Annotated in this window: 25 protein-coding genes, 2 pseudogenes and 1 riboswitch; of the genes and pseudogenes, 13 read left to right on the top strand and 14 right to left on the bottom strand. The window is 66.4% G+C overall.

The genetic code is table 11. The features are described from left to right. Positions 1-32: 32 nt before the first annotated feature. The 3 genes from ASG52_RS17005 to ASG52_RS16995 form a co-directional block, all read right to left on the bottom strand. Positions 33-566, bottom strand: a complete 534-nt coding sequence (locus ASG52_RS17005) for a nucleotide exchange factor GrpE (RefSeq protein WP_056245710.1) — start codon at positions 564-566, stop codon at positions 33-35. Between the two features lie 29 nt (positions 567-595). Next, the gene (gene dnaK, locus ASG52_RS17000; RefSeq protein WP_056245709.1) at positions 596-2,482 is read right to left on the bottom strand and encodes a molecular chaperone DnaK; all 1,887 of its coding nucleotides are present in this window, start codon (positions 2,480-2,482) and stop codon (positions 596-598) included. A 339-nt stretch (positions 2,483-2,821) separates the two neighbouring features. Continuing rightward, positions 2,822-3,136: a hypothetical protein gene (locus ASG52_RS16995; protein ID WP_056245706.1), complete on the bottom strand. Its 315-nt coding sequence runs from the start codon at positions 3,134-3,136 to the stop codon at positions 2,822-2,824. A 164-nt stretch (positions 3,137-3,300) separates the two neighbouring features. Between ASG52_RS16995 and ASG52_RS16990 the strand changes: the two genes are divergently transcribed. Then, entirely contained in the window at positions 3,301-4,905 is a 1,605-nt protein-coding gene (locus tag ASG52_RS16990; RefSeq protein ID WP_056245703.1) for an oleate hydratase, read from the top strand. 49 nt (positions 4,906-4,954) lie between these two features. Here the strand turns inward: ASG52_RS16990 and ASG52_RS16985 are convergent, their stop codons facing one another. Beyond that, positions 4,955-5,362 (bottom strand): hypothetical protein, encoded by a 408-nt coding sequence (locus tag ASG52_RS16985; RefSeq protein WP_056245701.1) that lies wholly within the window; start codon positions 5,360-5,362, stop codon positions 4,955-4,957. A 277-nt stretch (positions 5,363-5,639) separates the two neighbouring features. Here ASG52_RS16985 and ASG52_RS16980 point away from each other — a divergent pair, with 277 nt between their 5' ends. Together ASG52_RS16980 and ASG52_RS16975 are read left to right on the top strand one after the other, a co-directional pair. Next, on the top strand, positions 5,640-6,452 hold the full coding sequence (locus tag ASG52_RS16980; RefSeq protein ID WP_056245698.1) for a universal stress protein: 813 nt from the start codon (positions 5,640-5,642) through the stop codon (positions 6,450-6,452). Next, positions 6,452-7,096, top strand: a complete 645-nt coding sequence (locus ASG52_RS16975) for a DUF1003 domain-containing protein (protein ID WP_082552607.1) — start codon at positions 6,452-6,454, stop codon at positions 7,094-7,096. Before ASG52_RS16980 ends, ASG52_RS16975 begins: the two co-directional genes overlap by 1 nt. Positions 7,097-7,136: 40 nt before the next feature. On the opposite strand, the gene ASG52_RS16970 is transcribed toward ASG52_RS16975, so the two are convergent. The 3 genes and pseudogenes from ASG52_RS16970 to ASG52_RS28425 all read right to left on the bottom strand — a co-directional run bounded on the left by ASG52_RS16970 (position 7,137) and on the right by ASG52_RS28425 (position 8,335). Then, complete coding sequence (locus ASG52_RS16970; protein ID WP_056245695.1) at positions 7,137-7,361, bottom strand: hypothetical protein; 225 nt, start codon at positions 7,359-7,361, stop codon at positions 7,137-7,139. A gap of 80 nt (positions 7,362-7,441) precedes the next feature. Next, the gene (locus ASG52_RS16965; RefSeq protein WP_056245691.1) at positions 7,442-7,759 is read right to left on the bottom strand and encodes a hypothetical protein; all 318 of its coding nucleotides are present in this window, start codon (positions 7,757-7,759) and stop codon (positions 7,442-7,444) included. 263 nt (positions 7,760-8,022) lie between these two features. Beyond that, positions 8,023-8,335: pseudogene (locus ASG52_RS28425) on the bottom strand (c-type cytochrome). 570 nt (positions 8,336-8,905) lie between these two features. Here ASG52_RS28425 and ASG52_RS27935 point away from each other — a divergent pair. The 7 genes and pseudogenes from ASG52_RS27935 to ASG52_RS16940 all read left to right on the top strand — a co-directional run bounded on the left by ASG52_RS27935 (position 8,906) and on the right by ASG52_RS16940 (position 12,503). Then, positions 8,906-9,268: a BON domain-containing protein gene (locus ASG52_RS27935; protein ID WP_200945625.1), complete on the top strand. Its 363-nt coding sequence runs from the start codon at positions 8,906-8,908 to the stop codon at positions 9,266-9,268. Between the two features lie 42 nt (positions 9,269-9,310). Then, positions 9,311-9,556 (top strand): BON domain-containing protein, encoded by a 246-nt coding sequence (locus ASG52_RS27930; protein WP_200945624.1) that lies wholly within the window; start codon positions 9,311-9,313, stop codon positions 9,554-9,556. Positions 9,557-9,626: 70 nt separating this feature from the next. Then, entirely contained in the window at positions 9,627-10,001 is a 375-nt protein-coding gene (locus ASG52_RS16955) for a hypothetical protein (protein WP_156384006.1), read from the top strand. A gap of 14 nt (positions 10,002-10,015) precedes the next feature. Next, positions 10,016-10,144 (top strand): annotated as a pseudogene (locus tag ASG52_RS28675) (DUF2934 domain-containing protein); the annotation flags it as partial. 1 nt (position 10,145) lies between these two features. Then, a partial coding sequence (locus ASG52_RS16950) for a DUF2934 domain-containing protein (RefSeq protein ID WP_286159081.1) occupies positions 10,146-10,355 on the top strand: 210 nt, incomplete at its 5' end. Between the two features lie 670 nt (positions 10,356-11,025). Then, entirely contained in the window at positions 11,026-11,715 is a 690-nt protein-coding gene (locus ASG52_RS16945) for an Ntn hydrolase family protein (RefSeq protein WP_156384004.1), read from the top strand. Positions 11,716-11,939: 224 nt separating this feature from the next. Then, positions 11,940-12,503 (top strand): hypothetical protein, encoded by a 564-nt coding sequence (locus tag ASG52_RS16940; protein WP_056245683.1) that lies wholly within the window; start codon positions 11,940-11,942, stop codon positions 12,501-12,503. 155 nt (positions 12,504-12,658) lie between these two features. Here ASG52_RS16940 and ASG52_RS16935 read toward each other — a convergent pair whose 3' ends face one another. The 5 genes from ASG52_RS16935 to ASG52_RS16915 all read right to left on the bottom strand — a co-directional run bounded on the left by ASG52_RS16935 (position 12,659) and on the right by ASG52_RS16915 (position 17,349). Further along, positions 12,659-13,375, bottom strand: coding sequence for an ImmA/IrrE family metallo-endopeptidase (locus ASG52_RS16935; RefSeq protein WP_056245681.1), 717 nt, complete (start codon positions 13,373-13,375; stop codon positions 12,659-12,661). Between the two features lie 10 nt (positions 13,376-13,385). Then, a complete protein-coding gene (locus ASG52_RS16930) occupies positions 13,386-13,700 on the bottom strand; it encodes a helix-turn-helix domain-containing protein (RefSeq protein WP_056245679.1) in 315 nt (104 codons plus the stop codon). A 169-nt stretch (positions 13,701-13,869) separates the two neighbouring features. After that, entirely contained in the window at positions 13,870-14,610 is a 741-nt protein-coding gene (locus ASG52_RS16925; protein ID WP_056245677.1) for an E2 domain-containing protein, read from the bottom strand. Further along, the gene (locus ASG52_RS16920; protein WP_056245675.1) at positions 14,603-16,210 is read right to left on the bottom strand and encodes an adenylate/guanylate cyclase domain-containing protein; all 1,608 of its coding nucleotides are present in this window, start codon (positions 16,208-16,210) and stop codon (positions 14,603-14,605) included. Before ASG52_RS16920 ends, ASG52_RS16925 begins: the two co-directional genes overlap by 8 nt. A gap of 14 nt (positions 16,211-16,224) precedes the next feature. After that, the gene (locus tag ASG52_RS16915) at positions 16,225-17,349 is read right to left on the bottom strand and encodes an adenylate/guanylate cyclase domain-containing protein (protein WP_082552604.1); all 1,125 of its coding nucleotides are present in this window, start codon (positions 17,347-17,349) and stop codon (positions 16,225-16,227) included. Positions 17,350-17,520: 171 nt separating this feature from the next. Between ASG52_RS16915 and ASG52_RS16910 the strand changes: the two genes are divergently transcribed. The 3 genes from ASG52_RS16910 to ASG52_RS16900 all read left to right on the top strand — a co-directional run bounded on the left by ASG52_RS16910 (position 17,521) and on the right by ASG52_RS16900 (position 20,255). Beyond that, complete coding sequence (locus ASG52_RS16910; protein ID WP_056245671.1) at positions 17,521-18,549, top strand: hypothetical protein; 1,029 nt, start codon at positions 17,521-17,523, stop codon at positions 18,547-18,549. Positions 18,550-18,589: 40 nt separating this feature from the next. After that, positions 18,590-19,420, top strand: a complete 831-nt coding sequence (locus ASG52_RS16905) for a hypothetical protein (RefSeq protein ID WP_056245668.1) — start codon at positions 18,590-18,592, stop codon at positions 19,418-19,420. Positions 19,421-19,502: 82 nt separating this feature from the next. After that, positions 19,503-20,255 carry a HEPN family nuclease gene (locus tag ASG52_RS16900; protein WP_056245665.1) on the top strand — a complete coding sequence of 251 codons (753 nt, stop codon included), beginning with the start codon at positions 19,503-19,505 and terminating at the stop codon, positions 20,253-20,255. Between the two features lie 205 nt (positions 20,256-20,460). On the opposite strand, the gene ASG52_RS16895 is transcribed toward ASG52_RS16900, so the two are convergent. Both ASG52_RS16895 and ASG52_RS16890 read right to left on the bottom strand, forming a co-directional pair. Further along, complete coding sequence (locus ASG52_RS16895; protein ID WP_056245661.1) at positions 20,461-21,642, bottom strand: acetyltransferase domain-containing protein; 1,182 nt, start codon at positions 21,640-21,642, stop codon at positions 20,461-20,463. Continuing rightward, entirely contained in the window at positions 21,642-23,768 is a 2,127-nt protein-coding gene (locus ASG52_RS16890; protein ID WP_286159080.1) for a TonB-dependent siderophore receptor, read from the bottom strand. The genes ASG52_RS16895 and ASG52_RS16890 overlap by 1 nt, the downstream gene beginning before the upstream one ends. Before the next feature lie 115 nt (positions 23,769-23,883). Further along, positions 23,884-24,079: riboswitch (cobalamin riboswitch) on the bottom strand. Positions 24,080-24,150: the final 71 nt, after the last annotated feature.

The following is a 24,150-nucleotide window of genomic DNA, read 5'->3' as shown; positions in this document are numbered from 1 at the left end:
GTCGGGGTGATCTCTGGACGGACCATGGCGTTTCAGCCCGCCGCGCCGGCACCGGGATGCGCCTTGGCGACGCTCACGCGGGCCGGTCGCAGGAGGCGGTCATGGAGGGTGAAGCCGTCCTCCATGACGTCGACGACGGTGCCCGGCGGGTGGGTCGCGTCCTCGATCTCGCGCATCGCCTCGTGAGCCTGCGGATCGAAGGGCGTCCCGAGCGCCGGTATCCGCCGGATGCCGAAGCGTTCGAGGGCACCGGTCAGCATCCGCTCGGTCGCCCCGACCCCTTCGAGCAGGGATGCGTGGGCCGCCGCCCCCGCACCTTGCGCACCCCTGGCCGCCGCGACGGCTCGGCCGAGGTTGTCCGCGACCGGAAGAAGCGCGCCCGCGAGGCCCTGGACCGCGAATTTCCTCGCATCCTCGACATTGCGCTCACCCCGCCGCCGGACGTTCTCGGTCTCGGCGAGCGCCCGCATCAGGCGATCCTGCAGGGATGCGCTCTCGGCATGGTGGGCCGCGAGATCCGCGGCCTCCCCATCGGAAGCCCCGGCGCCGTTCGTGCGCTCCGGCATCGGGCGATCCCCCTCGGACGACGAACCGGTCATGCCGCCGGCCGGCGACGCGAGGCATCGCCCGGGGCCTCCTCGAACTCGGCGTCGACGATCTCCGGGTCCGATGACGGGGGCTTGGGGGCGGTCGGACGTTCGCCCAGGCGCAGGGCCGCCTGGTTCAGGCGTTCGGTCGCCGTCCTGATGCGACCGATGTCACCGCCCGTGATCGAATCCCGCGCTCCCGCAAGCGCCTGCTCGACCTCGGCCTTCACGTCGGCGGCCACTTGGCCCTCCGCCTCCTTCAGGCTCTTCTCGGTCGTGTAGATCGCGACATCGGCTTGGTTGCCGGCCTCGACCAGTTCCTTGCGGACCTTGTCCGCCCCGGCGTGGGTCTCGGCCTCGCGCACGAGCCGCTGGATCGCCGCCTCGTCGAGGCCGCCCGAGGCCTCGATGCGGATGGTCTGTTCCTTGCCGCTGGCCTTGTCCTTGGCCGAGACGTTGACGATGCCGTTGGCGTCGATGTCGAAGGTCACCTCGATCTGCGGCTGGCCCCGCGGCGCCGGCGGGATGCCGACGAGGTCGAACTGGCCGAGCATCTTGTTGTCGGCGGCCATCTCGCGCTCGCCCTGGAACACCCGGATCGTCACCGCCGGCTGGGCGTCGGCCGCGGTCGAGAAGGTCTGGCTGCGCTTCGTCGGGATCGTGGTGTTGCGCTCAATCAGTTTGGTCAGCACGCCGCCGAGCGTCTCGATGCCGAGCGAGAGCGGGGTGACGTCGAGCAGCAGCACGTCGCTGACGTCACCCTGGAGCACGCCGGCCTGGATCGCGGCGCCGATGGCCACGACCTCGTCGGGGTTCACGCCCTTGTGCGGCTCGCGTCCGAACAGGGCCTGCACGGTGTCCTGCACCTTCGGCATCCGGGTCTGGCCGCCGACGAGGACGACCTCGTCGATCTGCGACACGTCGAGGTTCGCGTCCTTGAACGCCGCCTTGCACGGCGCGGTCGTCCGCTCGATCAGGTCGGTGACCAGGGCTTCGAGCTTGGCGCGGCTGAGCTTGATCGCAAGGTGCTTCGGCCCGTTCTGGTCGGCCGTGACGAAGGGCAGGTTCACCTCGGTCTGGGTGGCCGAGGACAGCTCGATCTTGGCCTTCTCGGCGGCGTCCTTGAGGCGCTGCAGAGCGAGCCGGTCCTTGCGCAGGTCGATGCCGCTTTCCTTGCGGAACTCGTCGACGAGGTAGTCGACGATGCGGTTGTCGAAGTCCTCGCCACCGAGGAAGGTGTCGCCGTTGGTGGACTTCACCTCGAACACGCCGTCGCCGATCTCAAGGAACGAGACGTCGAAGGTACCGCCCCCGAGGTCGTAGACGCCAACCTTTCCGCTGCCCTTCTTGTCGAGCCCGTAGGCCAAGGCCGCGGCTGTGGGCTCGTTGATCATGCGGAGCACCTCCAGCCCGGCAATGCGGCCGGCGTCCTTGGTGGCCTGGCGCTGCGCGTCGTTGAAGTAGGCCGGCACGGTGATGACCGCCATGGTCACCTTCTCGCCGAGGAAGGCCTCGGCCGTCTCCTTCATCTTCGTCAGGATGTAGGCGCTGATCTGGCTCGGGCTGTAGGTCTTGCCCCGGACCTCGACCCAGGCGTCGCCGTTGGGGCCGGCCACGATCTTGTAGCCGACCATGGCCTTGTCCTTCTCGGTCAGCGGGTCGTCGTAACGCCGTCCGATCAGGCGCTTGATCGCCGAGATGGTGTTCTCGGGGTTGGTGATGCCCTGGCGCTTGGCCGGCTGACCGACGAGTACCTCGCCGCTTTCCGTGAAGGCGACGATGGACGGCGTGGTGCGGCCGCCTTCCGCGTTCTCGATCACCTGCGCCTTGGCGCCGTCGAGGACGGCGACGCAGGAATTGGTGGTGCCGAGGTCGATGCCGATGGCGTTGGACATGATGGTCTCCTGTATGGCTCTCCTGGGGGATGCGCTCGGCGGCATGCTTCGCCGCCGACGCTAAGGTTCGGGGACGGTCAGGTTCGAGGCATGGTCCGCGGAATGCCTGGGCCGGCCTTTCGGGACGTCCGATCCCGTGGGACGCGTCCGGCGCTCGCGGAGGCCGGAGACCCGGGCGGAACACGGCTCGTCGAGCGAGATCCCTCCGGGGTCGCCCCGCCATCGTCGTCCCAGGTCTCGCGTTGAAATTCCTCGGTGGACGTCGTTTGCACGGGTTCGGGATTCATGTCGGGCCTTCCCTGGATGGTGCCAGGCGGCGGACGGTCGCCGCGATGCGGATCACCGAGAAGGGGCCGCGACGTCAGGGCCGGCCAGGGCTCCGGTCGTGTCCGGAGAAGTCTTGTGGCAACTGCAGTCGATGATCCGGTCGCCCGGCGCGGCATCCGCTTCCGGCTTGGTCGCCGCGGTCGCATCGGCCGGTGTAGTGCGGCAGGTGCAGTCCAGGGCCTCGACCCGGTCCGGCGGGGCGACCTTCCAGGTGCCGGGATTGTTCGCGATGTTCACGTCGTCGTTCGGGAGCGTGGCCTGGGCGAACCCGACGTCGGTCATCGCCAGTGCGAACACGGCGGACATGAGCAGGACGGGAAGACGCATCGGGGATCACCTTCGTCCGATGTAGAGCACCCGGCTCCGATCCATCGCCGGACGTCTATGCGCCCCATACCGAGGTGCAGCTTTGTCTTGGATCAAAGACGCACAGGGACCTTCGAATAGTCTCGGCCTGCGCTTCGAAGTCACGACCACAGGCGAGACCCCGCATGGCCCAAGCCGATCCCATCGCCCGCCCCAGCCGGAAGGCCTACCTCGTCGGGGGCGGCATCGCTTCCCTGGCCGCGGCGGCCTTCCTCATTCGGGACGGAGACATGCCGGGATGCGACATCACCGTGATCGAGGAGACCGGCGTCCTCGGCGGCAGCCTCGACGGATCGGGAAATCCGACGGACGGCTACGTCCTACGCGGCGGCCGCATGCTGGAGAGCAAGTACCTCTGCACCTTCGACCTGTTCGCCTCGATTCCGACGCTCGACGGCACCCGGACGGTGACCGAGGAGACCTTCGCCTGGAACGAGACCATGAGGACCTCGTCGAAGGCGCGCCTCGTCAGCGACGGCCAGCGTCTGACGGCGCCGCAATTCGGTCTCGACGAAGGTCACATCCTGACCATAGAGCGGCTCGCCCTCCTGCCTGAATCGATGCTCGGCAAGACCACCATCGCAGACCAGTTCGACCCGTCGTTCTTCGAGACGAACTTCTGGTTCATGTGGTGCACCACCTTCGCCTTCCAGCCCTGGCACGGCGCGGTCGAGTTCAAGCGCTACCTCGTTCGGTTCGCCCACATGGTCTCGGGCTTCAACCGCCTGCACGGCATCATGCGCACCGTTTACAACCAGTACGATTCGATGATCTTGCCGCTGCGCAAGTGGCTGGACGAGCGCGGCGTCGTCTTCGCCCTCGACACGCGGGTGACCGACCTGGGGCTCGTCGGACAGGAGGGAGCCTGGAGCGCCTCCCGCATCCTAACCGAGCGAATGGACGTGGCCGGCGAGATCCGTGTGCGTGCCGAGGATATCGTCCTCGTCACGTTGGGCTCGATGACCGAAGGGTCGTCCCTCGGCGGTATGGACAGCGCCCCCGTCCTCAAGGGCAAGACGGACGGCGGCGCCTGGACGCTCTGGGAACGCATCGCAACAGGCCGCCCCGAGTTCGGCCACCCCGAGGTCTTCGCCGACCACATCGACCGCTCCAAGTGGCTGTCCTTCACTACCACCCTGCACAACCCGACATTCCTGCGGCTGGTCCGTGACTTCACCGGCAACGTGCCCGGCGAGGGCGGCCTCGTCACCTTCCCGCGCTCAAACTGGCTCGCCTCCATCGTCATCCCGTTCCAGCCGCACTTCATCGGCCAGCCCGACGATGTCGGCGTGTTCTGGGGCTACGGGCTAGCGGTCGACGAGCCGGGCAACTTCGTCAGGAAGCCGATGTCGGCCTGCACCGGCCGCGAGATCATGACCGAGATCCTCGGCCACCTGCGGATCGAGGCGCAGGCAACCGGCATCCTGGACAAGGCTATCTGCATCCCGTGCATGATGCCCTTCATCACAAGCCAATTCCTGCCACGCGAGCCTGGCGACCGGCCGCAGGTGATCCCGAAGGGCACGACGAACCTCGGGCTCATGGGCCAGTTCTGCGAGCTGCCCGACGACGTGGTGTTCACGGTCGAATACTCGATCCGCTCGGCGCAGGCCGCGATCTACGGCCTGCTCGGGCTCGGTCGCGAGCCGCCCGCCGTCTACCAGGGCAAGTTCGATCCCCGCGTGCTGTTCAAGGCGTACCGGGCCCTGCACGACCTGCAGGACGTGTGACCACGACGAGGTCGAGCGGCCCCCTTCCGGGAGGGGGCGCTCAGGTCCGTCAGGCCAGCTTCGGGACACCGCCGGCGAGCCCCTTGGCCCGCCGCTCGTATCCCCCGCATTCGTGTATCTCGTTCGGATGGGGGTCGACCGGGCCGGGAGAGAACGGGCCGAGGTCGTCCGGGATCACGAGGTCTTCGGAGGCACGAAGAACCGGAACGCCATGCCTGGCCTTCGGGGCAAGTTGCGACCCGGCGCCTGTGCCGTCCTCGGCGGCCATCTCGTTGGCGAGACGCTCGACCACGTCCAGGGCGGCCTTGATCCTGTCGGCCTGCCGGCAGACCTCGTCCTCGTCGATCAGGCAGGCGTCGTCCCCTGTCCACCAGCGTCCGTCGTCGATCAGGCGGAGCACCTCGACGAGACGGTCACGCTGCTTGGTCAGAGTCTCGACCGCGCGGGGACAGGTCATCACGAATTCCCTTCCGTCATGGCCGGACGCGGAGCGTCGACCGTGCAGGCGTGGAGGTCAGCGTAGATGGCGTGGAGCGCCCTCGTCCTTGCGATGGATCAATCGCGCCGAGGTAGTTCTGGCCGCCACCGGGGGAAACCGGCATGTCGTGCCTGGGGAGATCGGGTGCGCGCGGCTTCGGCTCCAACCCGGACGACCGACTTGCGCTGGGTCAAAGCCGTCATCGTCGATGGATGGCACTCTCCGCTTGTCGGAAGCCAATCGGGACCTGCCCTCCATGACCTATGCCAGCATCATGGTGTCCGTCGATCTCGGCAGCGATGCAAGCGGGCGCATCGGGATCGCCGCCCGCCTCGCGGACGCCTTCGAAAGCCGGACGATAGGCGTTGCCGCTCAATCGCCCGATCATGGCGCCGCGCAGGTCGGCCCGATGGGCGCCTCCGCCCTGCTTCCGGGCCTCTCTCGGCAGTCCGTCCGCGACGGGCTTGCCCGAGCGCACGACCTGTTCCGCGAGGCCGTCGGCAGCCGCAGCCGGGTCTTGTGGCGCTCCGCCCCGGAGCCTGGGCTCGCTTACCTGACGGGCCATCCGCGCGCGGCCGACCTGATCGTGGTCGGTCAAGGAAACGGGAACGAGGGGACCGCATGCATCCGCCCGCTCGATCCCGCCTCCGTCGTCCTCGCGGCGGGACGTCCGGTGCTGGTGGTGCCGCCCGGCATCGATCATTTCGAAGCCCGACACGTGATGGTGGCGTGGAAGGACACGCGGGAAGCGCGTCGCGAGATCTTTGACGCCTTGCTGATCCTGCGATTGGCGAGCCACGTCGACGTCGTCGCGGTCCCGGACGGGACTTCCGGCGCGGCGGATGTGGCCGCCTACCTCGCCACGCATGGGATCGACGCGACGTCCGCCGAAATTCGGTCGGACGGAGAAAGCGACGGGGAAGCCCTGCTCGACTGGGCGTCCGAGGGCGCGACGGACCTGATCGTCATGGGTGCCTACGGCCATGGCCACGTGCGCGATACGGTCCTCGGCGGCGTCACCCGGGACGTCCTGGGGTACGCCCCGATCTCCAGCCTCCTGAGCCACTGATGGGCGATCACGTCCTGCCGGGCCGCGATACCTCCATCGTCAACCGCGTCGAGGTGGACGATGCCGGAAGGCCGCCCGCCGACGCCGCGGTCATCCAGCTTGCCCGCCAATTGATGGAGGCGGGACTGGACGGGCTGTCCGAACGCGAGCGGCGGGTCATCCTCCTCATCGCGAAGCGGCGGCATGTGGCGCGGGACGTAAACAGCGTCCTCATCGAGCGCCAGACGTTCGGCGAGCGCCTCGCGGATCGCGTGGCGCAGATGGGCGGCTCTTGGGGCTTCATCCTGGTGTTCACGGGCATGCTCGTCGCATGGGTCTTGCTAAACACCGTCGTCCTGTCCCGCGCCGGCGCCTTCGACCCCTACCCGTACATCTTCCTGAACCTGATCCTGTCGATGGTCGCCGCCCTCCAGGCTCCGGTGATCCTCATGTCCCAGAACCGCCAGGCGGCACGGGACCGGGTGGCCGCCGGCCTCGACTACGAGATCAATCTGAAGGCGGAAGTCGAGATCATGGCCCTGCACGACAAGCTCGACCGAATCCGGATGGAGCGTCTAGAAGGCGTTCTGGCCGCGCAATCGACGCGGATCGAGACCATCGCCGTGGCGGTCGGCATCGCCCCGTCGAAGCCCGTCCCGGACTGACGACTCGCGTCCTTACGCAGTCCACCACTGGGATCCGGCGTCACGAGCCCGTCGTCGGCCCGGACCCGCGAGGATGCCGGTAATCGTCGATGATCTCGCTTTCGAGTGCTCGACGCTGGAAATGCTCAAGTTCGGGGAGGATGTCGTTGTCAAAGGCGTCGTGCGCCGAGACCAGTCGGACCCCGTCGGCCATCGTCTCGAACGTGACCAGGACCTCGGCCTGTGCGTACTGGTCCTGCGGGTCGATGCAGGCATGGCTCGGCATGGTGTGGGGGCTCCGGTATCGCCAAATGGTCGAGGCGGTGTTGCCTCGACCCGCAAAGGATAGGCTGATGCCCGGTCTCGTCACTTCGTGGATTTGGTCGACCCGGTGACGATGTCCTCGTCGGCGAAGCGGATCATTCCGTCAGTGATGACGAGCCTGTCGCCCTCGTTCACCGAGCGGCCGTATCCGGAACCCGCGACGCGAAGCTCGCAGCCCTCCTTGCACTCGACCTCGGCCGAGGCCCCCGCGGCAAGCTTCTGGTTGGCCTGGGCCTCACCCTTGTCCACCGTGAGGGTGTGCTCGCCCTTGTCCTGGTTGGTCACCGTGATCGCGAGGGCCGGCGTGGCGGCCAGCATCGTGCAGGCCAGGAAAGCGGCCGTGATCGGGGTAAGTCTCATGTCTCGTCTCCGTCCGTTGGCGTGATGCCGTCGTAACGGGGATGTAGGGGCCGCCTGCCGAGACCCTCCCCGCAGGCCCCCTCGTCGGCCGGAGTGATTTCGCGGACTGGCTATCCGAATTTGCGCAGCCGCCGCGACCGGCGTCGACGATGCCTTTCCATGGGGATTTCGAGGCAGGAGTCGGGACCTCTAACGGCCTGGGCGTTCGACATTGAAGTCCCGCCTCCGGCTCTCGACAGGAAGGTTTCGACCTCCCGATGCGATCAGCGCTCTAGGGACTTCAGGTAGGCCAACACATCCGTGATCTGGTCGGGTTCGAGCTGGACTCCGGCATGGTCGGATGCCCCGTGGTGATGCCCTCCGCCAGGGGCTCGCCGAGGTCCTCGACCGGATACTTCGTATGGAGGTCCCGGAATGCGGGCGCGACGGCGAGCGGGCTCGCACCGATCCTTCCGACGGCATGGCAAGTGGCGCTGTTCGCCCCGACGAAGGTCTGGCACGCCGGATCTGGACGTCGGTGGCGGTCGCCACGGACCCCATGAGAGTGAGGAGAAGCATCGATAAGGCGAGACGTATGTACAAGTGGAGGCTCCGGATTAAGTGGGGCGTGGGGTCCGACGAAGGCCGTCGGTGCCACCAAGGCTCCCGCCGGACCGACGACGCCTCTCGGGAGACCAGCCACATCAGGCAAAGGACGGTCGCCGAACCGATGACGGCGAGCCCCAGCATCCGGAAGCTCTCGGCCAAGGGTCGAGCGGTGTCGGGATCGGCCTGGCTCGGTCGTCGGCGGCATTGGTCCACGATGCGACGTGCATGTTTATGACCTGGAAGTCCCTCGATATCCGGTCGCGAACTGGTCCGATGGATCCCAGGCCGAAGGATGTCCTCACCGCCGGAAGCCGTCCTTGATCGAGATCAAGGGGGGCGAGGGAGAAGGCGAGCCTGCCGTGCGGGTCGACCTTCCGATCCCCTCGGATTCAGTGCGTGTGATCCTTTGCGCTGGATCAAGGACCGCCCCGACCCCGCCCCTTAAGTTCGCCGGATACCGGGACACGCTTCGCCGTGGACGCCGGACAGCCTTTCACCGGGTGGGCCCCCCAAGCCATCCCCGGCAACTTCGAAGCCGGCACGCCCCAGGAGACCATCATGTCCCACGACACCAGCTTGCAGCATCGCGTCACGGCAGAACTCATCTGGGACCCGGCGGTGACCTCGTCGGAGATCGGTGTCACGGCCAAGGACGGCGTGGTCGCGCTCACCGGCCAGGTCGGAAACTACGACGAGAAGCTGGCCGCCGAGGCCGCCGCCCGTCGCGTCCGCGGCGTCAAGGCCATCGTCGAGGAGATCGAGGTCAACGTGCCGAACGCGCTGAAGCGGCCCGACGAGGACATCGCGGCCACCGCGGTGTCCCGCCTCGCCTGGAACGTGGCGGTGCCGCCGGACAGCATCTCGATCCAGGTCTCGAAGGGCATCATCACCCTCACGGGCGAGGTCGACCACCACTTCTAGTCGGAGGCCGCCGAGCGCGAGCTTCGCCGGATCTCCGGCGTCGTGGCGGTGGACAACCTCGTCGGGGTCCTGCCCCAGGTCGACGTCTCGGACGTGAGCGACAAGATCAACGCCGCGCTCGACCGGTCGTGGCTGTTTGATTCCTCGAACGTCACGGTCTCGGCGAAGGAAGGGACGGTCTACCTCGGAGGGACCGTCCGCACCATGCAGGAGCGCCACGAGGCCATGGGAGCGGCGTGGGCCTCCCCGGGCACCACGGCCGTCGTGAACGAGATCAGCGTCGCCTGAGCGAAACGCCTTCCCTGCCGGACGCCGCATGCCCGGCAGGGACACCCGGATCAACGGAGGGATAGCGACCATGACCAAGCCCCACCACGAGCACGGCCAGTCCACGGACGGCGAGGATCCCGGGACCGAGGACGGTCGCCGCATCGAGGGTGCGGCCGACGAGATCTTATCGCGGACAAGGGACGCGGTCAGCGACGTCGCCGGACGGGCGACCCATCTGGCACAGGATACCCTCGACCGCGGGCGGGCGGGCATCCGCAGGGCCGAACGGTCGAGCCGTGCCGGGGGACGTCCGGGACGGGGCGCGCGCGGCGCGACATCGCCCTTGGCAACCGCCCTGGCCGTCGGCGCCATGGGCTACGCCATCGCCACCCTGATCCAGGAAGCGATGGGTAAGCGTCGTGCCGCCTCGCACAGTACCTCGCCGGCGACGCCTCCCGCATAGGCGTGGCTGCGCCCATGACCTTCGATCCCGACCATCGCGAGGACCAGAGCATGCCCACCGAGACGACGCGGACCGAAGGCGACATCCGTCTCCGAGCCTTCGAGCTCTGGAACCTGCGCGGCCGCCCGCATGGCTACGAGGTCNCAGAGCATGCCCACCGAGACGACGCGGACCGAAGGCGACATCCGTCTCCGAGCCTTCGAGCTCTGGAACCTGCGCGGCCGCCCGCATGGCTACGAGGTCGAATTCTGGCTCCAGGCCGAACGCGAGCTTGAGGGCAATAGGAGCGGTCGGCCGGTGCTACCCGACGGGGACTTTGTGAAAAGCGGGTCGGGGTCCGATTGCTGCTGCTGACCGGAGCGCCCGATCACCCCGGAAAGGGGTGACACCCGGCATGTTGACGGCCATCACCTGTCATGGGTCCGTCACCGACGAAGCCCGTGGGCGGGACCGCCACGCCCCCACCGCGTCCATCGAGAAACCCTGATGCCGATGCGCCCGACCCACAGCGAAGACCACCTGATCGACCGCATCGGCTGGCTGCGGGCGGCGGTGCTCGGCGCCAACGACGGCCTCATAGCCCCGGCCGTCCCGCCATCGAACCAGGACAGNGCCACGCCCCCACCGCGTCCATCGAGAAACCCTGATGCCGATGCGCCCGACCCACAGCGAAGACCACCTGATCGACCGCATCGGCTGGCTGCGGGCGGCGGTGCTCGGCGCCAACGACGGCCTCATAGCCTTTCGCGGGTCCTTGTCGGGTCCGTCGCAGACGCTGTACGGGCGACCAGTAAGTCCTCGCAACGGGGCCCATTAAGCGGCCGCCCTGCCGTCATCGGTGGCCGCATACACTGCCTCGTTCCGGTGGCTTCCGGGGTCAACGTGGCGACGGCGCTTGGCTCGCGCCCCGCCGTCTGCGATCAACCGTCGCTCCGGACGACCCGCTGGGCCTTGTGCCCGCGCGGGTCTATCGGAGGCTGCCCGCGACCCGTGCGGTGCGGCGCGAATTCGCCAGGGGATGCCAGTGACGCTGATCGTTTGCCTGAGAGCCCAGGGATGCGTGGTGTTCGCCGCCGACAGCCTGACGAGCGTCAACGGCCGGGTCGAGAACTGCGAGACCATCAAGGTTCACAAGCTGTCGGACCGGGGCGTCGCGGCCGGCTGTGGTTGGGCTGGTCGGAAGCTCAGGAAATGGCAGGCCGTCTTCGAGGAGTTCGCTCCCCCCGTGGGCGCTGACGGGACGCCGGCAAGTTCGGGCGCGTTGATCGGTGCGCTCAGAACCTCGCTGGACAGTTTGGTCGGCCTTCCGGCCCGCAACGAAATCGGGGCGTGCAGAGGTGGCAACACTTTCCTCGCGGCAACCGTCGACCCGGCCTCGGGCGACCTCTCCATCGACCGCATAGCCCGCCGCAACGACGACCGGGAGTTCGACCAGCCCGTACCGGAGTCCCCGGCCGGTCAGAGTCATTACATCGAGTTCATCGGCGACACCGACAGCCTGCAGGCGCACATCGCCGGCGTGAAGGCCGGGTACGCGGCCGGCATGCCAGAGGCGGCCGCCGTCGCTTACGCGACGGACGCTATCAAGAACGCGATTCCCATCGCGCAGAATGCTGGCGTACAGTCCATCGGGGGCGACTTCGTAAGGGTGCTGGTGCTTTCGAGCTCGGGCGTCAGCGAGGCGCATCACAGTAGCGGGGCCCCCTGTTCCTAACGAAGGGGCTGCCGGACCTCGCAGATCCGCGCTGCCAGCTTCCGGGATCGCACCGGAGGTCAAGCCGCCCGGTTCGCACGCCGGGGCCATGAAGCCCCAGCACGCGCCGCCGGGGCTCCAACGCCACGCGGCTCACCGGGCACGTCGCCTTGCCCATTCTCGGGCTGCCCGCGTGGCCGGGGTCGGGGCCGGCGATGCCCCGGGTTCCGCTAGAGTGGAATCCGATGCGGGTCGAACAGCGGATTGGGCGAATTGACCGTCTAGGCCAGCGGTTCGCGGACATAAGAATTGTGAACCTCCACTACAGCGACACCGTGGAGGCCGACGTCTACGCTGCCCTACGGGACAGGATCAGCTTGTTCACGAGCGTCGTGGGCGGACTGCAACCCATCCTGGCACGGTTGCCCAAGGTCATCGAGGCGACCGTCCTGGCAGGGCCAGCCGCGCGCGAGGAAGCCGTCAGGAGTGTCGAACTCTCGATCTCGGAGGCGCAATCGACGGCCGTTGACCTCGATGCGTTCGCCGACGACGACCTCGACCTGCCGCCGCGCCCGGAACCAGCCCTCACGCTCGCCGACCTCCGCAAGATCCTCGACAGGCCAGAGCTTCTGCCGTCCGGCGCTGATGCCAAACCGTTGGACGGGAGTGACTACCGCTACGTCGACGGCGAAATGCAGCACCCGATCCGCGTGACCGTTGACCCGGAGTTCTTCGAGTTACACTCGGACAGCGTGGAGTTCTGGACGCCGGGCAGCCCCTCGTTCCCCCGCCTGGATCTGCCCGCCTAGCCGCTCGTAGATGACCGGCTAGCTGAGGCTCGCCGGTCTTATTCTTCTTCTAGGTCATCGCGCCCATCGCTGTGAGCAGCGCCGAGTGCCGGAGAAGGCTCACTATCCCAAAGAGCCGAGGCGGGCACTCCTTCGGAGAGCCTCTCACGGCCCCCTCAATCGAAGAGCGTTGCCATAAGTGGCTTGTCGGAGAGGTAACCCAATTTGATAAGGCGCACCCTGGCGGCGTCCCTCGACACCCCAAAGGCATCTGTGACGGTGGAGATCATTTCGTTCGAGATTTCCGAACCGGTGCGGAAGGGAGCTAGCTTCCCGCTCGCTGTAACAATGGGACGGAGCAGGTCGGCCAACGCTTCCCGAGGCATAAGGAAGGCGCCGCTGGCGTAGGATGCCTGCCACTCCATCCAGTCGACCTGCGGGGCATCCAACATCGTTTCACGCTTACAGACGACGCGCGCCTCCCCGCGGTCGTTGAAGAGGTCGCCTGCCGCGAAGCGTGCCTGGAACGCTTCATCATGGAAGACAGCGTGACCAAGCTCGTGTGCCAAGGTTGTGCGATATCGGTTCTCACGCCCGTCGTTTGTCGACAGCGTCTCGGAAACCTTGATCGCCGGTCGCTTCCGAACGGCGAAGTTGGTCACGCCCTCCACGTCGAACCCATCCGCGGAAAGATCGGAATAGACATCCAAGTCGGAGACGTTCTGCTCCACGAGGACAAACAGATCATCAGTGGTCAAAGGAAAGCGTACCCGACCAGACTTATGCTCAAGGAACCGGCGAACGATGACCTCGCACTCTCGGTCAAGCTCCATCTCCTTGTAGAAGGGACGCTTTCCAAACCGACCGGTCTTGTCAGGTATCCAGGAAACCATGTGGCCAAACCTATCGCGCCGTGCGTCGGAACGCGCTGAACATCTGCACGACATCCTCTCGCGGAATGTTAGCTTCCCTTACGTCGGCCGGGAGGGTGCCCGATAGGTAGAACAGGTAGTCTGCCTCTACTTCAAGTGCCTTCGCAAGCTGCCGTATAATATGGTCGGATGTCGGCTGCCTTCTGTCCCTCTCGATATCGTTGAGATACTGAGGCGTGATCGGCTTATTGTCTTCTTCCTTCAGGACTCTCCCGGCGAGGTCCTTCTGGCTGATGCCCAGTTCCTTCCTGCGGGCCACGATGTAGGAGCCGAACGTCGAGGTCATGACCACTCCTCCAAGCTAAGCGAATTCGCGGATCAGCGTACCATCGATTGATTCGGCCGGGTAGTCACCCCGAACGCTTTGGTGAAGGCGCCCGTAGTTCAAAACGTGCAAAGCATCGCCGCGGCATTGGCGTCCCGGCCGAAACGCCTCCGTAAAGGCGTTCTCACACTCACCGGAACGGACAAACCCGCATCGTGCCACAACATGTCATGCCTGAGCCCTTCAAGGTGTCGACGAAGTGAGCCAACTTGTCCTTGCGCAGCCTCTCTTCCCGCAGCAGGGAGACCACGTCGGCACGTTGCGGACAGTCCCGCCTTAAGAGTGTACGCCCGTCGCTGCGCTTGCGACCGCAGGGACACGGACAGCGTCCGTTCCTGAGGCGGTCCCCATCTCGACGCAGCAGCTCGTCGAGCGAGATGAGGAACGATGGATCACCCTGCATGAAGGCTTCATACTCGTCCGCAAGCCCTGCTTTTTCGGCATGCTCAAGGGCGTTCTGGTGATGCAGCCCCGCCTCGCCATGTGACAGCGCATGATGTTCCGGCCACATTCCCGTCTGGGTGGCTGTGCGCTGCATCCGGAGGTAGGCTTCCAACAGTTCCCACCACGCCGACGCCGATTGCGCATCCGTGATCCGGATACGGTCAGCGAGACCGAGGCAAAACCAGCCGTCCGCCTCGATGTGCCTCTCGAAGCATCGCTTCGGGAACATCGTCCCGGGAATTCGCTCGCGCGCGCGGACATTCCTACCGAGGAGCTTAACCTCCAATTCAACAACGAATGTCGCCTCGACGGCGTTGATGGGTATCGTCGCGACGCCTGCCACGTGATTGCTGGACCTGAGGTTCAATTGGAACCAGGCAGGCGCTCCAGCGAGGGCGAGGGCGAGGGCGAACGAGGCGCTAGCCATTCCCATGGGCGCGCAACACCGGTTCCGGTCGCCTTGCAAGCGGAGCCGCCATCGGCTTCGCCACTGCCGACGAGGCAGGCCTACCAAGGAACGCTTCCACGGCGTCGAAGTCGAGATTGCTGACCTTTCCGGTGCGGAAGATCTGCCGCACACGAGAATGCGCGGCTTCAGCGGCCGTCGCCCCTAGGCTGGTCTCGGTTCCCGAGCACTCCTGCTGGAGCGCCTCTGAGGCGGACACCGCCTTGCTGGAAGCGCAGCGCACACTCCGCTCCCCGCGGAGGCCGAGACGCGTGACCGGCGTCGCACCGAGCTCCAGGCCGATAGCGATGCCAAGGTCGCCGATGTCATGCAGCATTGCTCGGCACAGGTTGAACGAGCTGCGGATGCCGCCTGCCATCCTGACCGCGGTCTCGACGGAAGCCGGCTTGTCCGTGTCGTAGCGAGAGCCTTCGGCGACGATGCCATGCACGCAATCGCCGATGAACCTCACCTTCCGGCCGTTGAAGTCCTGCTTCACCACGGCGGCCAGCTCACCTCGGATAACGTGCAGGTTAGCCACCATCGCCGCGATTTGGCCGGTCGCGATGCACCGGTCGACATAGGCGGTGAAACCATCCAGGTCTGCAAAGACGGACATCATCGCCATGCGGACCGACTTGCTCGGCTTGAGCTCGCCGAAATCGATTGTCCGCAGTGGAGGTTCGTGATGATGGAAGTGGAAGACTGCTTCCGAGGCGAGGCTCTCCATCAATACGCTGTCTGCCTGCAGCGACCGGATAGCGGCGTCGACCCGATTGCTGAGGGGCTGGGTGTCCTGCGTCCAGAGGGGCCGGCCGAGGCTCTCGTTGAGGAACCTGAGCCGTTCTACGTCGGACAACGCGATGGCACGTTCGTAGTGGAGTGAGCCGGTGCGCGGCTTGCCCACGACGGCTCGCGCATTGTCGCTGAGGAAGATGCCAGGCATGGTTCCGGCCGCCAGCTTCGCAGCGTAGTTGGCAGGCCGTCCCAGGAACAGCGGCTCGGGCTCGTGCTTCCTGCCGCTGCTGATGGCGACAGCTTTCCCCGTATCGATGCCGATGCGCACCTTCGTGCTAAGCCCGGCTTTGCCGAGTCTGGGGCCCGCTGTCTCGATGGTTTCCTTCAGCGCGTTCGCCATGGCAATGGCACGCAGGACGCGTTCACGCTCGTTGCCGCCACCGGGTGGCGTAACAACGACCGCGTGCAGCCGGGGTCCATGGAAATCCACGCGCTGTGCCTCGTAATCGGCGACGATCCTGTCAGCCGCAGAGTAATGCAGGTGCAGGAACTGCATCAGCCGTCGATGCCCTGCCTCTGTCTCGCGCCCCTGCTCCAGCATCGCGTCGTGATAGTCGACGAGGGTCACGTAGATATGCACGCCATCGACGAGGACGGCACGCCGGTCTGGCACGCTGAAGATTGGGGCTTCGTCCTGCCCCAGACGTCGGCCACGGAGTTGCAGGTCCAGACGGCGACGGTCGAGGTATCCCTGGTCGAAGGTCTCGACGGTCACCGCCGCCTTCGGGACCGTGCCCATGAGGGCGGTGATGCGGGCGCGGCTGCGCGTGATGTCCCAGGCCATGCTCGGTGGCTCCCTTAATCGATGGAAAGGTGGGCGGGGTACGTGCGACCGTGCTTGGCCGGCATCGCGAATGGTTCCGCCCGGAACCGGGAGCGACCCTCGGGCTCCAGGTGGAGGAAGACCCTGTCGCTGATGCGCACGGCGCCATCCGGCTGGCCCTCCTTGGGCTTGTACTGCTCGAAGCGGCTCGCGCTGTTCACGGTCTCCCCGATGATGGTGTAGGCGCTGCGCCCCGCGGCGCCGAAGTCACCGATCACCGCCTCACCGAGGTGCAGTCCGATCCGCAGGCCCATGGGAAAGGCCCTCTCCGCCGCGATCCGACGAACCTCTTCCGAGGATGTGAGGGCCGCCCGAACCGCACCGTTGACCCCTCGCCGCATGCGAGCATCGTCCTGGCAGGGCCAGAAGGCCATCAGGCCGTCGCCGAGGAACTTGTCGACCTGACCGCCGGCTTCTTGGATCGCCCTGACCTGAGGCTCGACCAGCGCTTCGAGCGCGTCCGCCACGACGCCGGGCTTCAACCCCTCCGAAAAGGTTGAGAACCCAGCGATATCGCTGAACCAGACAAGCACTCGTTTCTGGACCGGCTTGATTTTGGGGGCACCCGCTCGGAGGGCCCCGAGCGCTGCCTCGACCCCGTCGGCGCAGACGAAGCGGGCGACCATCCCCTCGATGTCGCCGACCTCACCGGTAAGGGCCGCGCGATGCGCAACGGCCTCGTCGAGCTTGACGACGAGCGCTCCACTTACGGCTTCCATCCACGACGCCCTGCACTCGGGGTCCAGGGCGTCCAGGACCGCACGGTCGATCCGCCACGCCGAAGCTCGTCTCGAAGCAATCACATCCGCGCCTCGGCGGGCGGCGCCACCGTCAAGGCGGGGCCTGAAGAATGCTGCCTCACCGATAATGTCGCCTGGCCCGCGGCTGGCGATCTTGTGCGTCGAACGGATGCAGAACTCCCCAGACTCTACGATCCAGACGCAATCGGCATCGTCACCGGCGCCGCACAGAACGTCGTCCTCGCGGCACTGGGTCAGGCTCAGTTCGGTGACGAGTGCATCTGCCAAGCGGCCCGGCTCGGCCAAATGGCGGCGAAGGAAGCGATGCACCCCGGTTTCACTGCAGCGGTCTACAGGCATAGAGAATCCTCAAACTACGGCAGTTAGCTTATCAGGCGATTAGCTGTCGTCAATACCGAGTCTCAGGCTGCACGAGAGGCATCGTACCTAAGAGATCGCTACGGTATCTCGTGATAACCCGTCATCACGAATATGCGGTTGTATCGATGATGGGCTTATGAGATATCCGTGATGAAGAGAGATACCGCCATCACAGAGAGCGAGATGATTTCTTCTGCTTCACCAAGCGATGCCGAACTGCTTCGCGAGCAGTTTCACAGTCAGTACGGCTGCGGGAACGACTTCGAAGGGGCGACCCTCATCGACGTCGTGATAGGCGCTGGACGCCTGCTGGCCGAAATGGTCGGCTCCGAGCATGCGGACATCGGCATGGCGGCGCTCGTCCGAGACCTTGGGTACGCCGTCGACGCACCGGAGGACTGGGCCGAGGTTTTACGCGACGACGCCTTCGGTGATGCCTACTGCTGGAAGGTCGGGAGCACCTTTCACAACCTGAATGCCTACGCTTACTACGGCATCGCTTTGACGGGTGCGTCCGGCGCGGACGAGCGTGAGGCCTACCTCGGCAACGAAATTGAACTCGCCGATGCGTTCATGGCGAAGGTGCCGTTCGAAGCTTGGGGGATAGATCCGGCCGACGCGGGCCGCACCCTACGTATGGCTCGCGGACGGTTCGCCCTGGACACCGGCGGCCTAGTCGAACCCTGGGCGCTCGCTGAGTTCGGTGGAGTGAGCGAGCGGCGTATTCGCAACTTGATGGCTGGCTCCGAGCGGGTCTTCGATCCCAAGGACGGGGCGGTCCCCTCGTCCCAAGCCTTGGATTGGCTGAAGCAGCGCAAGCAGTTCCGGCAATCGACCTGGCGTGACCAGAACACGTTCGAGGATCTTGCCAGCGTCGACCGGAACGAGACCGTCGAGGAGATGCTGTTCGTGCCGGTCGCCGCTGACGGCTCGACCTTCCACCCTGGCGTAGGTCGCGAGGACGGGTTCACCATCGGCCCCGTAGGGCGCGAGACCACCTGGCCGAACTTCGAGGAAGCCTTGTCGACCCTGCAGCGGTCGCCGGACCCGGTGTGGCGGCGTCCGACGCCACGCGGGCTGCGCACCCAGGCACGGGGGGTCCGCTGGGAGCGGATGACCCGCGCCGCCCTCGACAAAATGGCTGGCGAGATGGCCGACGAGGCCGCCGCCCGGACCTAGCCACCCACGCGACCAAGGCATACCCAGCAAGGAGCATCCCATGAGCCTCGACGTTACCGCCCGCGCTTACATTGAGCGCATTATGCCCATCCTGATGTCCCGGTCAGCGGACGAGATCGCGCGCGGCATCGACGCGCCCGGGCATTCGCCCCTCCGGGACGAGGTCCTCGCCCTTGGTCGGGAAGGCCGCTTCAGCGCCTTCTACGCTCCGTTCGACTGGATCAACGAAGACGCTGACGTCGTGATCGTCGGTGCCACGCCGGGGAAGCGACAGGCGAAGGACGCACTTCTGGCGCTGCGCTCGACCGCGATGAGGGGAGCGTCGGTCGAGGAGGCCGCCGCAGTTGCAAAGTCCACCGCGTCCTTCGCCGGCATGCGGGACTTGGGTGCTCGCCTGATGGATCATCTCGACCTCCATCAGGTGTTCGGCCTTCGCACCACAGCGGATCTCTTCGGCTGTGCCGCCGGGCGTGTGCACTCGACTTCGGTGCTGCGCTACCCCATCCTCGATAACGGCGTGAACTTCTCTGGTGACGAGCGCATCATGGCGCGGCCGCTGATGAGGCGCATGGTCGAGGAAAACCTTGTCCCGGAGCTTGCCCGGCTCCCGAATGCCTGGATCGTGCCCTTCGGCGTCAACGCCCTGCTGGTCTTAGAAGACCTCGCCGCGCGTGGCCTTGTTGACGGCGACCGCCTCCTTGGAGGGGTGCTCCACCCGAGCGGGCGGCAATGGAATCGGTACAAGGTGCAGTTAGGGATCACGACGGGCGCTGCCGTGCAGGAAGTGCCCGGAGGTGCCGAGGTGCTCCGGCGTAGCAACCTGTTACGTGACAAGGTGCGCGGGATCGTGAGCCTTCGGTCGGCTGCCTGAAGACAGCCAACGGGCAAGTCACGACAAGGCCCGGCCAGAATGCCTTGGTCTGGTCGTGACTTAATCTGCGAGGATTTCGGTAATGGGTTACCCGCGAGGGCCACTCCTTAAAGCGCTCGCCCTGCGCATCCTGAGCAACCTCGACCATGTCGAGCGGCATGCCTCATCACTGGACGCATCGTCGGATGGCCCACCCTATGCTGACACACAGCTCCTGATCTCCCTCCTGGGGGTCATCGTGTTCCCGCATGAGCGGTCGTCGGAGGCTCTCGGAACGCTGCTGGCCGAGCATGCACAGCTTGGCCACGTTCTCACCATTCGATATCCGGAGAGCATCCGTAAGGGCGGGCATATTGAACTCACGGGGGCAGACGGGGACTCCGAACGCGTCGATCCGAGCTCCATCGCGGATCTGCCCCGCCTCCTTCGCAACGGCATCGCCCACTTCAACGTGCTGCCGCTCAACGAAGACGGGCGGTTTTCAGGCATTCGCATCTGGAACGTAAATGACCGGGGCGTCACCACCCTGGTGGCGGACCTCAACTTCGACGCCTTCCGGCCTCTCGCAAGACGCATCCTGACGGAATTGGCCAATCCGAGCCGCGACGACCTGAACCTTGCGGACCCAGAGGACCCGTTGGAGGTCCTCCGCCGTGTGACAGCGGAACCCAAGGGAGCGGTCAAGGCGCCCAGGCTCATCGACAACGTCTGGAACGACATTCTTGATGCCTGTGGTGGCGACAGCGAGAAGGCTTTGAAGGAGGTAAGCACGACGCTGAAGCGGCGCGCCACCGAGCTTAGGGCAACACCATCGGGTGGGCGTTCGCGAGCGTGACCGAACGCGGCATGATAATGAGCCATGACATGCTGATGTCGTGACCGCCCTGAGAAGGTCCGCTTCTCCGCTCGGAGCAGACGCCTCGTCCGGCAAGCCGCTAGGTCTGCAAAGGGTCAACAGCACGGCTTAAGTGTATGCAGATCGAGCGTCCTAGATAGGGGCACAGATTGTCCTCAGTACGGTTAAGCTGATGGAGTTTGCCCTACAGGTACTTGAGCCAGACGATGTCGCGCCTCGACGCCTTGAAGCGCGAGAACCAGGCAGTCGGCAGGTAGAGGGGCACGATCAGCCCGACGTACCAAACGAGAACCCACCCGTAATCGGCGACGCCGAACACGGTGCCCTGGGTCGCGCCCCAGGTCGCGAACGCGCCATGGTACAGCAGCCTCAGAACCGTGAGGTGGAGCAGGTAGAAGAACATCGGCGCGCCGCCGAACACCGCCAGCGCCGCGACGAGCGGCCGGTCGCCGATCCGCTCCAAGGCCACGAGCAGCAGCGCCCCGGTCCCAAGCGTCAGCAGCAGGAATAGGAGCGAGGGCGGGTATTTCGTCAGCGCAAAAAAGCTCATGGCGGTCCGCAGGTCGCTGCCGTCCACGACGAACCAAGGCTTGTCGCCGTAGCCGTTCGCCAGGCGCAGCATCGCGAAGGCGACCAGCATCGCGCAGCCGAGCACCGCGAGACGGCGCTCCCGCGTGGGCGTGGCGACGCCGGGCAGGAACCACGGGCCGACCGCGTAGCCGAGCACGATGACGCCGATCCACGGCAGCATTGGATAGGTCGTCTTGGCGACCAGCCCGAGGGGAAGCGCGATGACGTCGCGCTGGTGCAGCAGGGCCCAGACGGGAAACAGCGGCTGGTCCGGTAGGAGCCGGATCGGGTCGAAGAGGTTGTGCCCGCACACGATCACGAGCCCGACCGCGACGAGAACCCGGCGCGGCAGGCCGATCAGCGCCGCCAGGACGATCATGCACACGCCGATGCACCAGATCACCTGGAGCCAGAGCGTCGGGCTTGCCACGCCCCAGTACAGTTCGGAGAGGTAGAACACCTCGAAGGCCATCAGCACGAGGCCGCGTTTCACCAGATAGGCGCGCGTCTCCGCCAGGGTGTGCCGGGTGCCGAACAGGTACGCGGCTACGCCCGTCAGCACGACGAAGACCGGCGCGCACAGGCTGACCGCGAGGCGGGCCAGAAACAAGGCCGGCAGGGCGGTCCAGGCGTCGACCGGATCGGCGACCGGCACGTGCAGGAACCAGGTCTCGCGCAGGTGGTCGAGGAGCATCAGCACCATCACCAGCCCGCGCAGGGCGTCGATGGAGGCGATGCGTCCGGTCGCGGCCGATGCCTCTGTCGACGCCTCAAGCGTTCGCGGGTGCACGCCCATCAGAAGCGCGCCGTCATGCTGACGGTGACCCGACGCGGCTCGCCGACGCCGACCCAGAAGCTGTTGTAGGAGCGCTCGTAGTAGGTCTCGTCGAAAATGTTGTCGACGTTGATCCCGAAGCGCAGGTTCTCGTAGCGGTAGTAGGCCAGCGCGTCCGTCAGGACGTAGCCAGGCAGACGGAAGCGCTCGTTGCCGCTGTCGCCGAGGCGCGAGCCGACGGTCCGAAACCCGCCGCCGAACCCGAAGCCCTTCCAGTCGCCCGCATGGACCTCGTGGACGCCGAGCAGGCTGCCCGAATGGCGTGGGATGTTGAGGAGCGGCGAGCCGACCCGCAGGACCTCGTCGCGTGTGACCTGGGCATCGATGAAGGCGTAGCCGCCTATGATGCGAAACTCGGGCGTCACCTGACCGACGACGCTCAGGTCGAACCCCTGGCTGCGCACGGCGCCGGCCGCGATCTGGAAGAAGAAGTCCCGCGGGTCGGTGGTCAGCACGTTCTCCTTCTCGATGTGGAAGGCCGCACCGGTGACGCTGAGGCCCGTGAAGAGGTCGAGCTTGGCCCCCACCTCGTAGGCGAAGCCCGTCTCCGGGGCGAAGGGCCGCGTCGCGCTGTCGAAGCCGGTGTTCGGACGGAAGGAGGCGGCGACGTTGCCGTAGAGCGAGAGGAAGGAAAGCGGCTGGTAGACGAGACCGGCACGAGGCGAGAAGCCGGTGCGGTCCTGCTCCGTGCGCTCGCCTCCGACCTTGTCCCGGAAGGTCTGGTTGTAGAAGTCGGTCCGGTTGCCGAGGAGCAGCTTCCATTCGGGGCTGAGGGCGATCTGGTCCTGCAGGTAGACCGCCGTGTTGCCGACGTTCTCGCTGGCACTGTAGCGGCGCGTGAAGGGCGGCTTGGGTTGGCCGTAGACCGGGCTGAACAGGTCGAGCGCGAACGGGTCGAGGCGCGGGGTCGAGCGAAGCAGGTTCTCGGTGCTGTTGTAGCGCTCGTGCTCCAGGCCTAGCAGCAGGGTGTGGGCGAACGGCCCGGTGTCGAAGCGCCCGACGAGCTCGGCCTGGCCGATGGCCACGCCCCATGTGAAGTCGTGGCGGCGGAACTCGCGCAGAAGGGTCCGCCCGTCGTCGAGCAGGCCGGTCGCGCCGGTCTGCAGGCCGGTCAGGCTGCCGGTGTTGAAATGCCCGGCGACCCGAAGCTGCCAGTCTGGAGTGAAGGCGTGCTCCAGGCGCACCTGCATGATCCCGCTCTCCGACACGGAGTTGTCGCCCGGCTCGCCGAAGAAGCGCGAGCGCGGGACGAGGCCGAGGCGGTTGTTCACCGCGACCGTCCCGCGGTCGAAGGTCTGGCGGTTGCGCAGGTACTGCGTCTCGACGGTCAGCTTCGTGTCCGGGCTGATCTGCCAGCTCACGACCGGAGCCGCCAGGACGCGGTCGCCGTCGACGTAATCGCGAAAGCTGTCCTGTCGGGCGAGCGCGCCGTTGAAGCGGTAGAGGATCGTGCCGTCCTCGCTCAGGGGACCGCCGGCATCGACCGTGGTACGCGCCGTGCCGAAGCTGCCGAACAGGGTGCCCATCTCGACGAAGGGCAATGCGACGGGCTGCTTGGTGAGGATATTGACGGTGCCCCCCGGGTCGCTGCGGCCGTAGAGTGCGCCGGCCGGGCCTTTGAGCACCTCGATGGACTGGACGTTCTGCGTGTCGGGCGCGCCGTTGTAGCCGCGGGCGATGTTGAAGCCGTTGAAAAAGATGTCCTGGGTGGCGAAGCCGCGCACGGAGTACAGGGCGAGGTTCTGGGCGCCGAAGTCGTTCTGCTTGCCGACCGCGGGCACGTAGTCGAGGGCGCGCTCCACGCGGGTGGCGGCAGTGTCGCGCAGGACCTCCCGGGGCACGACGTCGACCTGCTGCGGCACGTCGCGCCGAAGCGTCACGGTCTTTGTGCCGCTATAGAGTTCCTCCACCCGATAGGTCGGCGTGGCGGTGAAGGTGCCCTCGACGGAGATCTGATCGAGTACGACGGACGTTTCGACAGATTCCCTCCGCGCGCCCTGGGCCCAGACCGGGCCGCCGCTGGCAATGGCGAGTGCGACGGAGGTGGCGGATAGGCAGAGCCGGAGCAGCGATTTCGGGCGGGACACAGGAAGCTGACCTCGGGCGACGGCAGTGGCACGTCACCGCGAACGAGGCCTGGGCGATCACCCCCGGGGGTGGCGCTTCAACACCCGCCGAGGCACCCCGCCCAGCGTGTTTCGCGTGTGACCACGGCTGACGGCAGGTCTCCTGGCTCGCGGGTCACCGCCCTCTCACCGTCTTCCCGGGTGGATGACCCAGTGACGTGGTGGTGGAGAGCTCGCCGCTTACAGTTGCGGGGGCAGCCGCGGCATCGGAGCGAACCCCTCACCGCGTTCCCTTTTGATCCCCGAAGGGAACCGTCGCGGCTCGGCTATTCGGGTTGGGTATGGGCTGTCAATTCACCGGGCCGCCCTTCCCAGAGCGAACTCGCCGCCTCGGGCCCATGCC

The organism is Methylobacterium sp. Leaf456 (genome assembly GCF_001425465.1).
In the GTDB taxonomy this organism is placed as follows: domain Bacteria; phylum Pseudomonadota; class Alphaproteobacteria; order Rhizobiales; family Beijerinckiaceae; genus Methylobacterium.
This window is presented reverse-complemented; position numbering and strand designations above follow the sequence as displayed.

What these genes read in the sequence shown, in the direction of transcription:
- ASG52_RS17005 (WP_056245710.1), bottom strand. Translation starts at nt 566, where the DNA reads ATGCCGGAGCGCACGAACGGCGCCGGGGCTTCCGATGGGGAGGCCGCG.
- dnaK (WP_056245709.1), bottom strand. Translation starts at nt 2,482, where the DNA reads ATGTCCAACGCCATCGGCATCGACCTCGGCACCACCAATTCCTGCGTC.
- ASG52_RS16995 (WP_056245706.1), bottom strand. Translation starts at nt 3,136, where the DNA reads ATGCGTCTTCCCGTCCTGCTCATGTCCGCCGTGTTCGCACTGGCGATG.
- ASG52_RS16990 (WP_056245703.1), top strand. Translation starts at nt 3,301, where the DNA reads ATGGCCCAAGCCGATCCCATCGCCCGCCCCAGCCGGAAGGCCTACCTC.
- ASG52_RS16985 (WP_056245701.1), bottom strand. Translation starts at nt 5,362, where the DNA reads ATGACCTGTCCCCGCGCGGTCGAGACTCTGACCAAGCAGCGTGACCGT.
- ASG52_RS16980 (WP_056245698.1), top strand. Translation starts at nt 5,640, where the DNA reads ATGACCTATGCCAGCATCATGGTGTCCGTCGATCTCGGCAGCGATGCA.
- ASG52_RS16975 (WP_082552607.1), top strand. Translation starts at nt 6,452, where the DNA reads ATGGGCGATCACGTCCTGCCGGGCCGCGATACCTCCATCGTCAACCGC.
- ASG52_RS16970 (WP_056245695.1), bottom strand. Translation starts at nt 7,361, where the DNA reads ATGCCGAGCCATGCCTGCATCGACCCGCAGGACCAGTACGCACAGGCC.
- ASG52_RS16965 (WP_056245691.1), bottom strand. Translation starts at nt 7,759, where the DNA reads ATGAGACTTACCCCGATCACGGCCGCTTTCCTGGCCTGCACGATGCTG.
- ASG52_RS27935 (WP_200945625.1), top strand. Translation starts at nt 8,906, where the DNA reads ATGTCCCACGACACCAGCTTGCAGCATCGCGTCACGGCAGAACTCATC.
- ASG52_RS16955 (WP_156384006.1), top strand. Translation starts at nt 9,627, where the DNA reads ATGACCAAGCCCCACCACGAGCACGGCCAGTCCACGGACGGCGAGGAT.
- ASG52_RS16940 (WP_056245683.1), top strand. Translation starts at nt 11,940, where the DNA reads ATGCGGGTCGAACAGCGGATTGGGCGAATTGACCGTCTAGGCCAGCGG.
- ASG52_RS16935 (WP_056245681.1), bottom strand. Translation starts at nt 13,375, where the DNA reads ATGGTTTCCTGGATACCTGACAAGACCGGTCGGTTTGGAAAGCGTCCC.
- ASG52_RS16930 (WP_056245679.1), bottom strand. Translation starts at nt 13,700, where the DNA reads ATGACCTCGACGTTCGGCTCCTACATCGTGGCCCGCAGGAAGGAACTG.
- ASG52_RS16925 (WP_056245677.1), bottom strand. Translation starts at nt 14,610, where the DNA reads ATGGCTAGCGCCTCGTTCGCCCTCGCCCTCGCCCTCGCTGGAGCGCCT.
- ASG52_RS16920 (WP_056245675.1), bottom strand. Translation starts at nt 16,210, where the DNA reads ATGGCCTGGGACATCACGCGCAGCCGCGCCCGCATCACCGCCCTCATG.
- ASG52_RS16915 (WP_082552604.1), bottom strand. Translation starts at nt 17,349, where the DNA reads ATGCCTGTAGACCGCTGCAGTGAAACCGGGGTGCATCGCTTCCTTCGC.
- ASG52_RS16910 (WP_056245671.1), top strand. Translation starts at nt 17,521, where the DNA reads ATGAAGAGAGATACCGCCATCACAGAGAGCGAGATGATTTCTTCTGCT.
- ASG52_RS16905 (WP_056245668.1), top strand. Translation starts at nt 18,590, where the DNA reads ATGAGCCTCGACGTTACCGCCCGCGCTTACATTGAGCGCATTATGCCC.
- ASG52_RS16900 (WP_056245665.1), top strand. Translation starts at nt 19,503, where the DNA reads ATGGGTTACCCGCGAGGGCCACTCCTTAAAGCGCTCGCCCTGCGCATC.
- ASG52_RS16895 (WP_056245661.1), bottom strand. Translation starts at nt 21,642, where the DNA reads ATGGGCGTGCACCCGCGAACGCTTGAGGCGTCGACAGAGGCATCGGCC.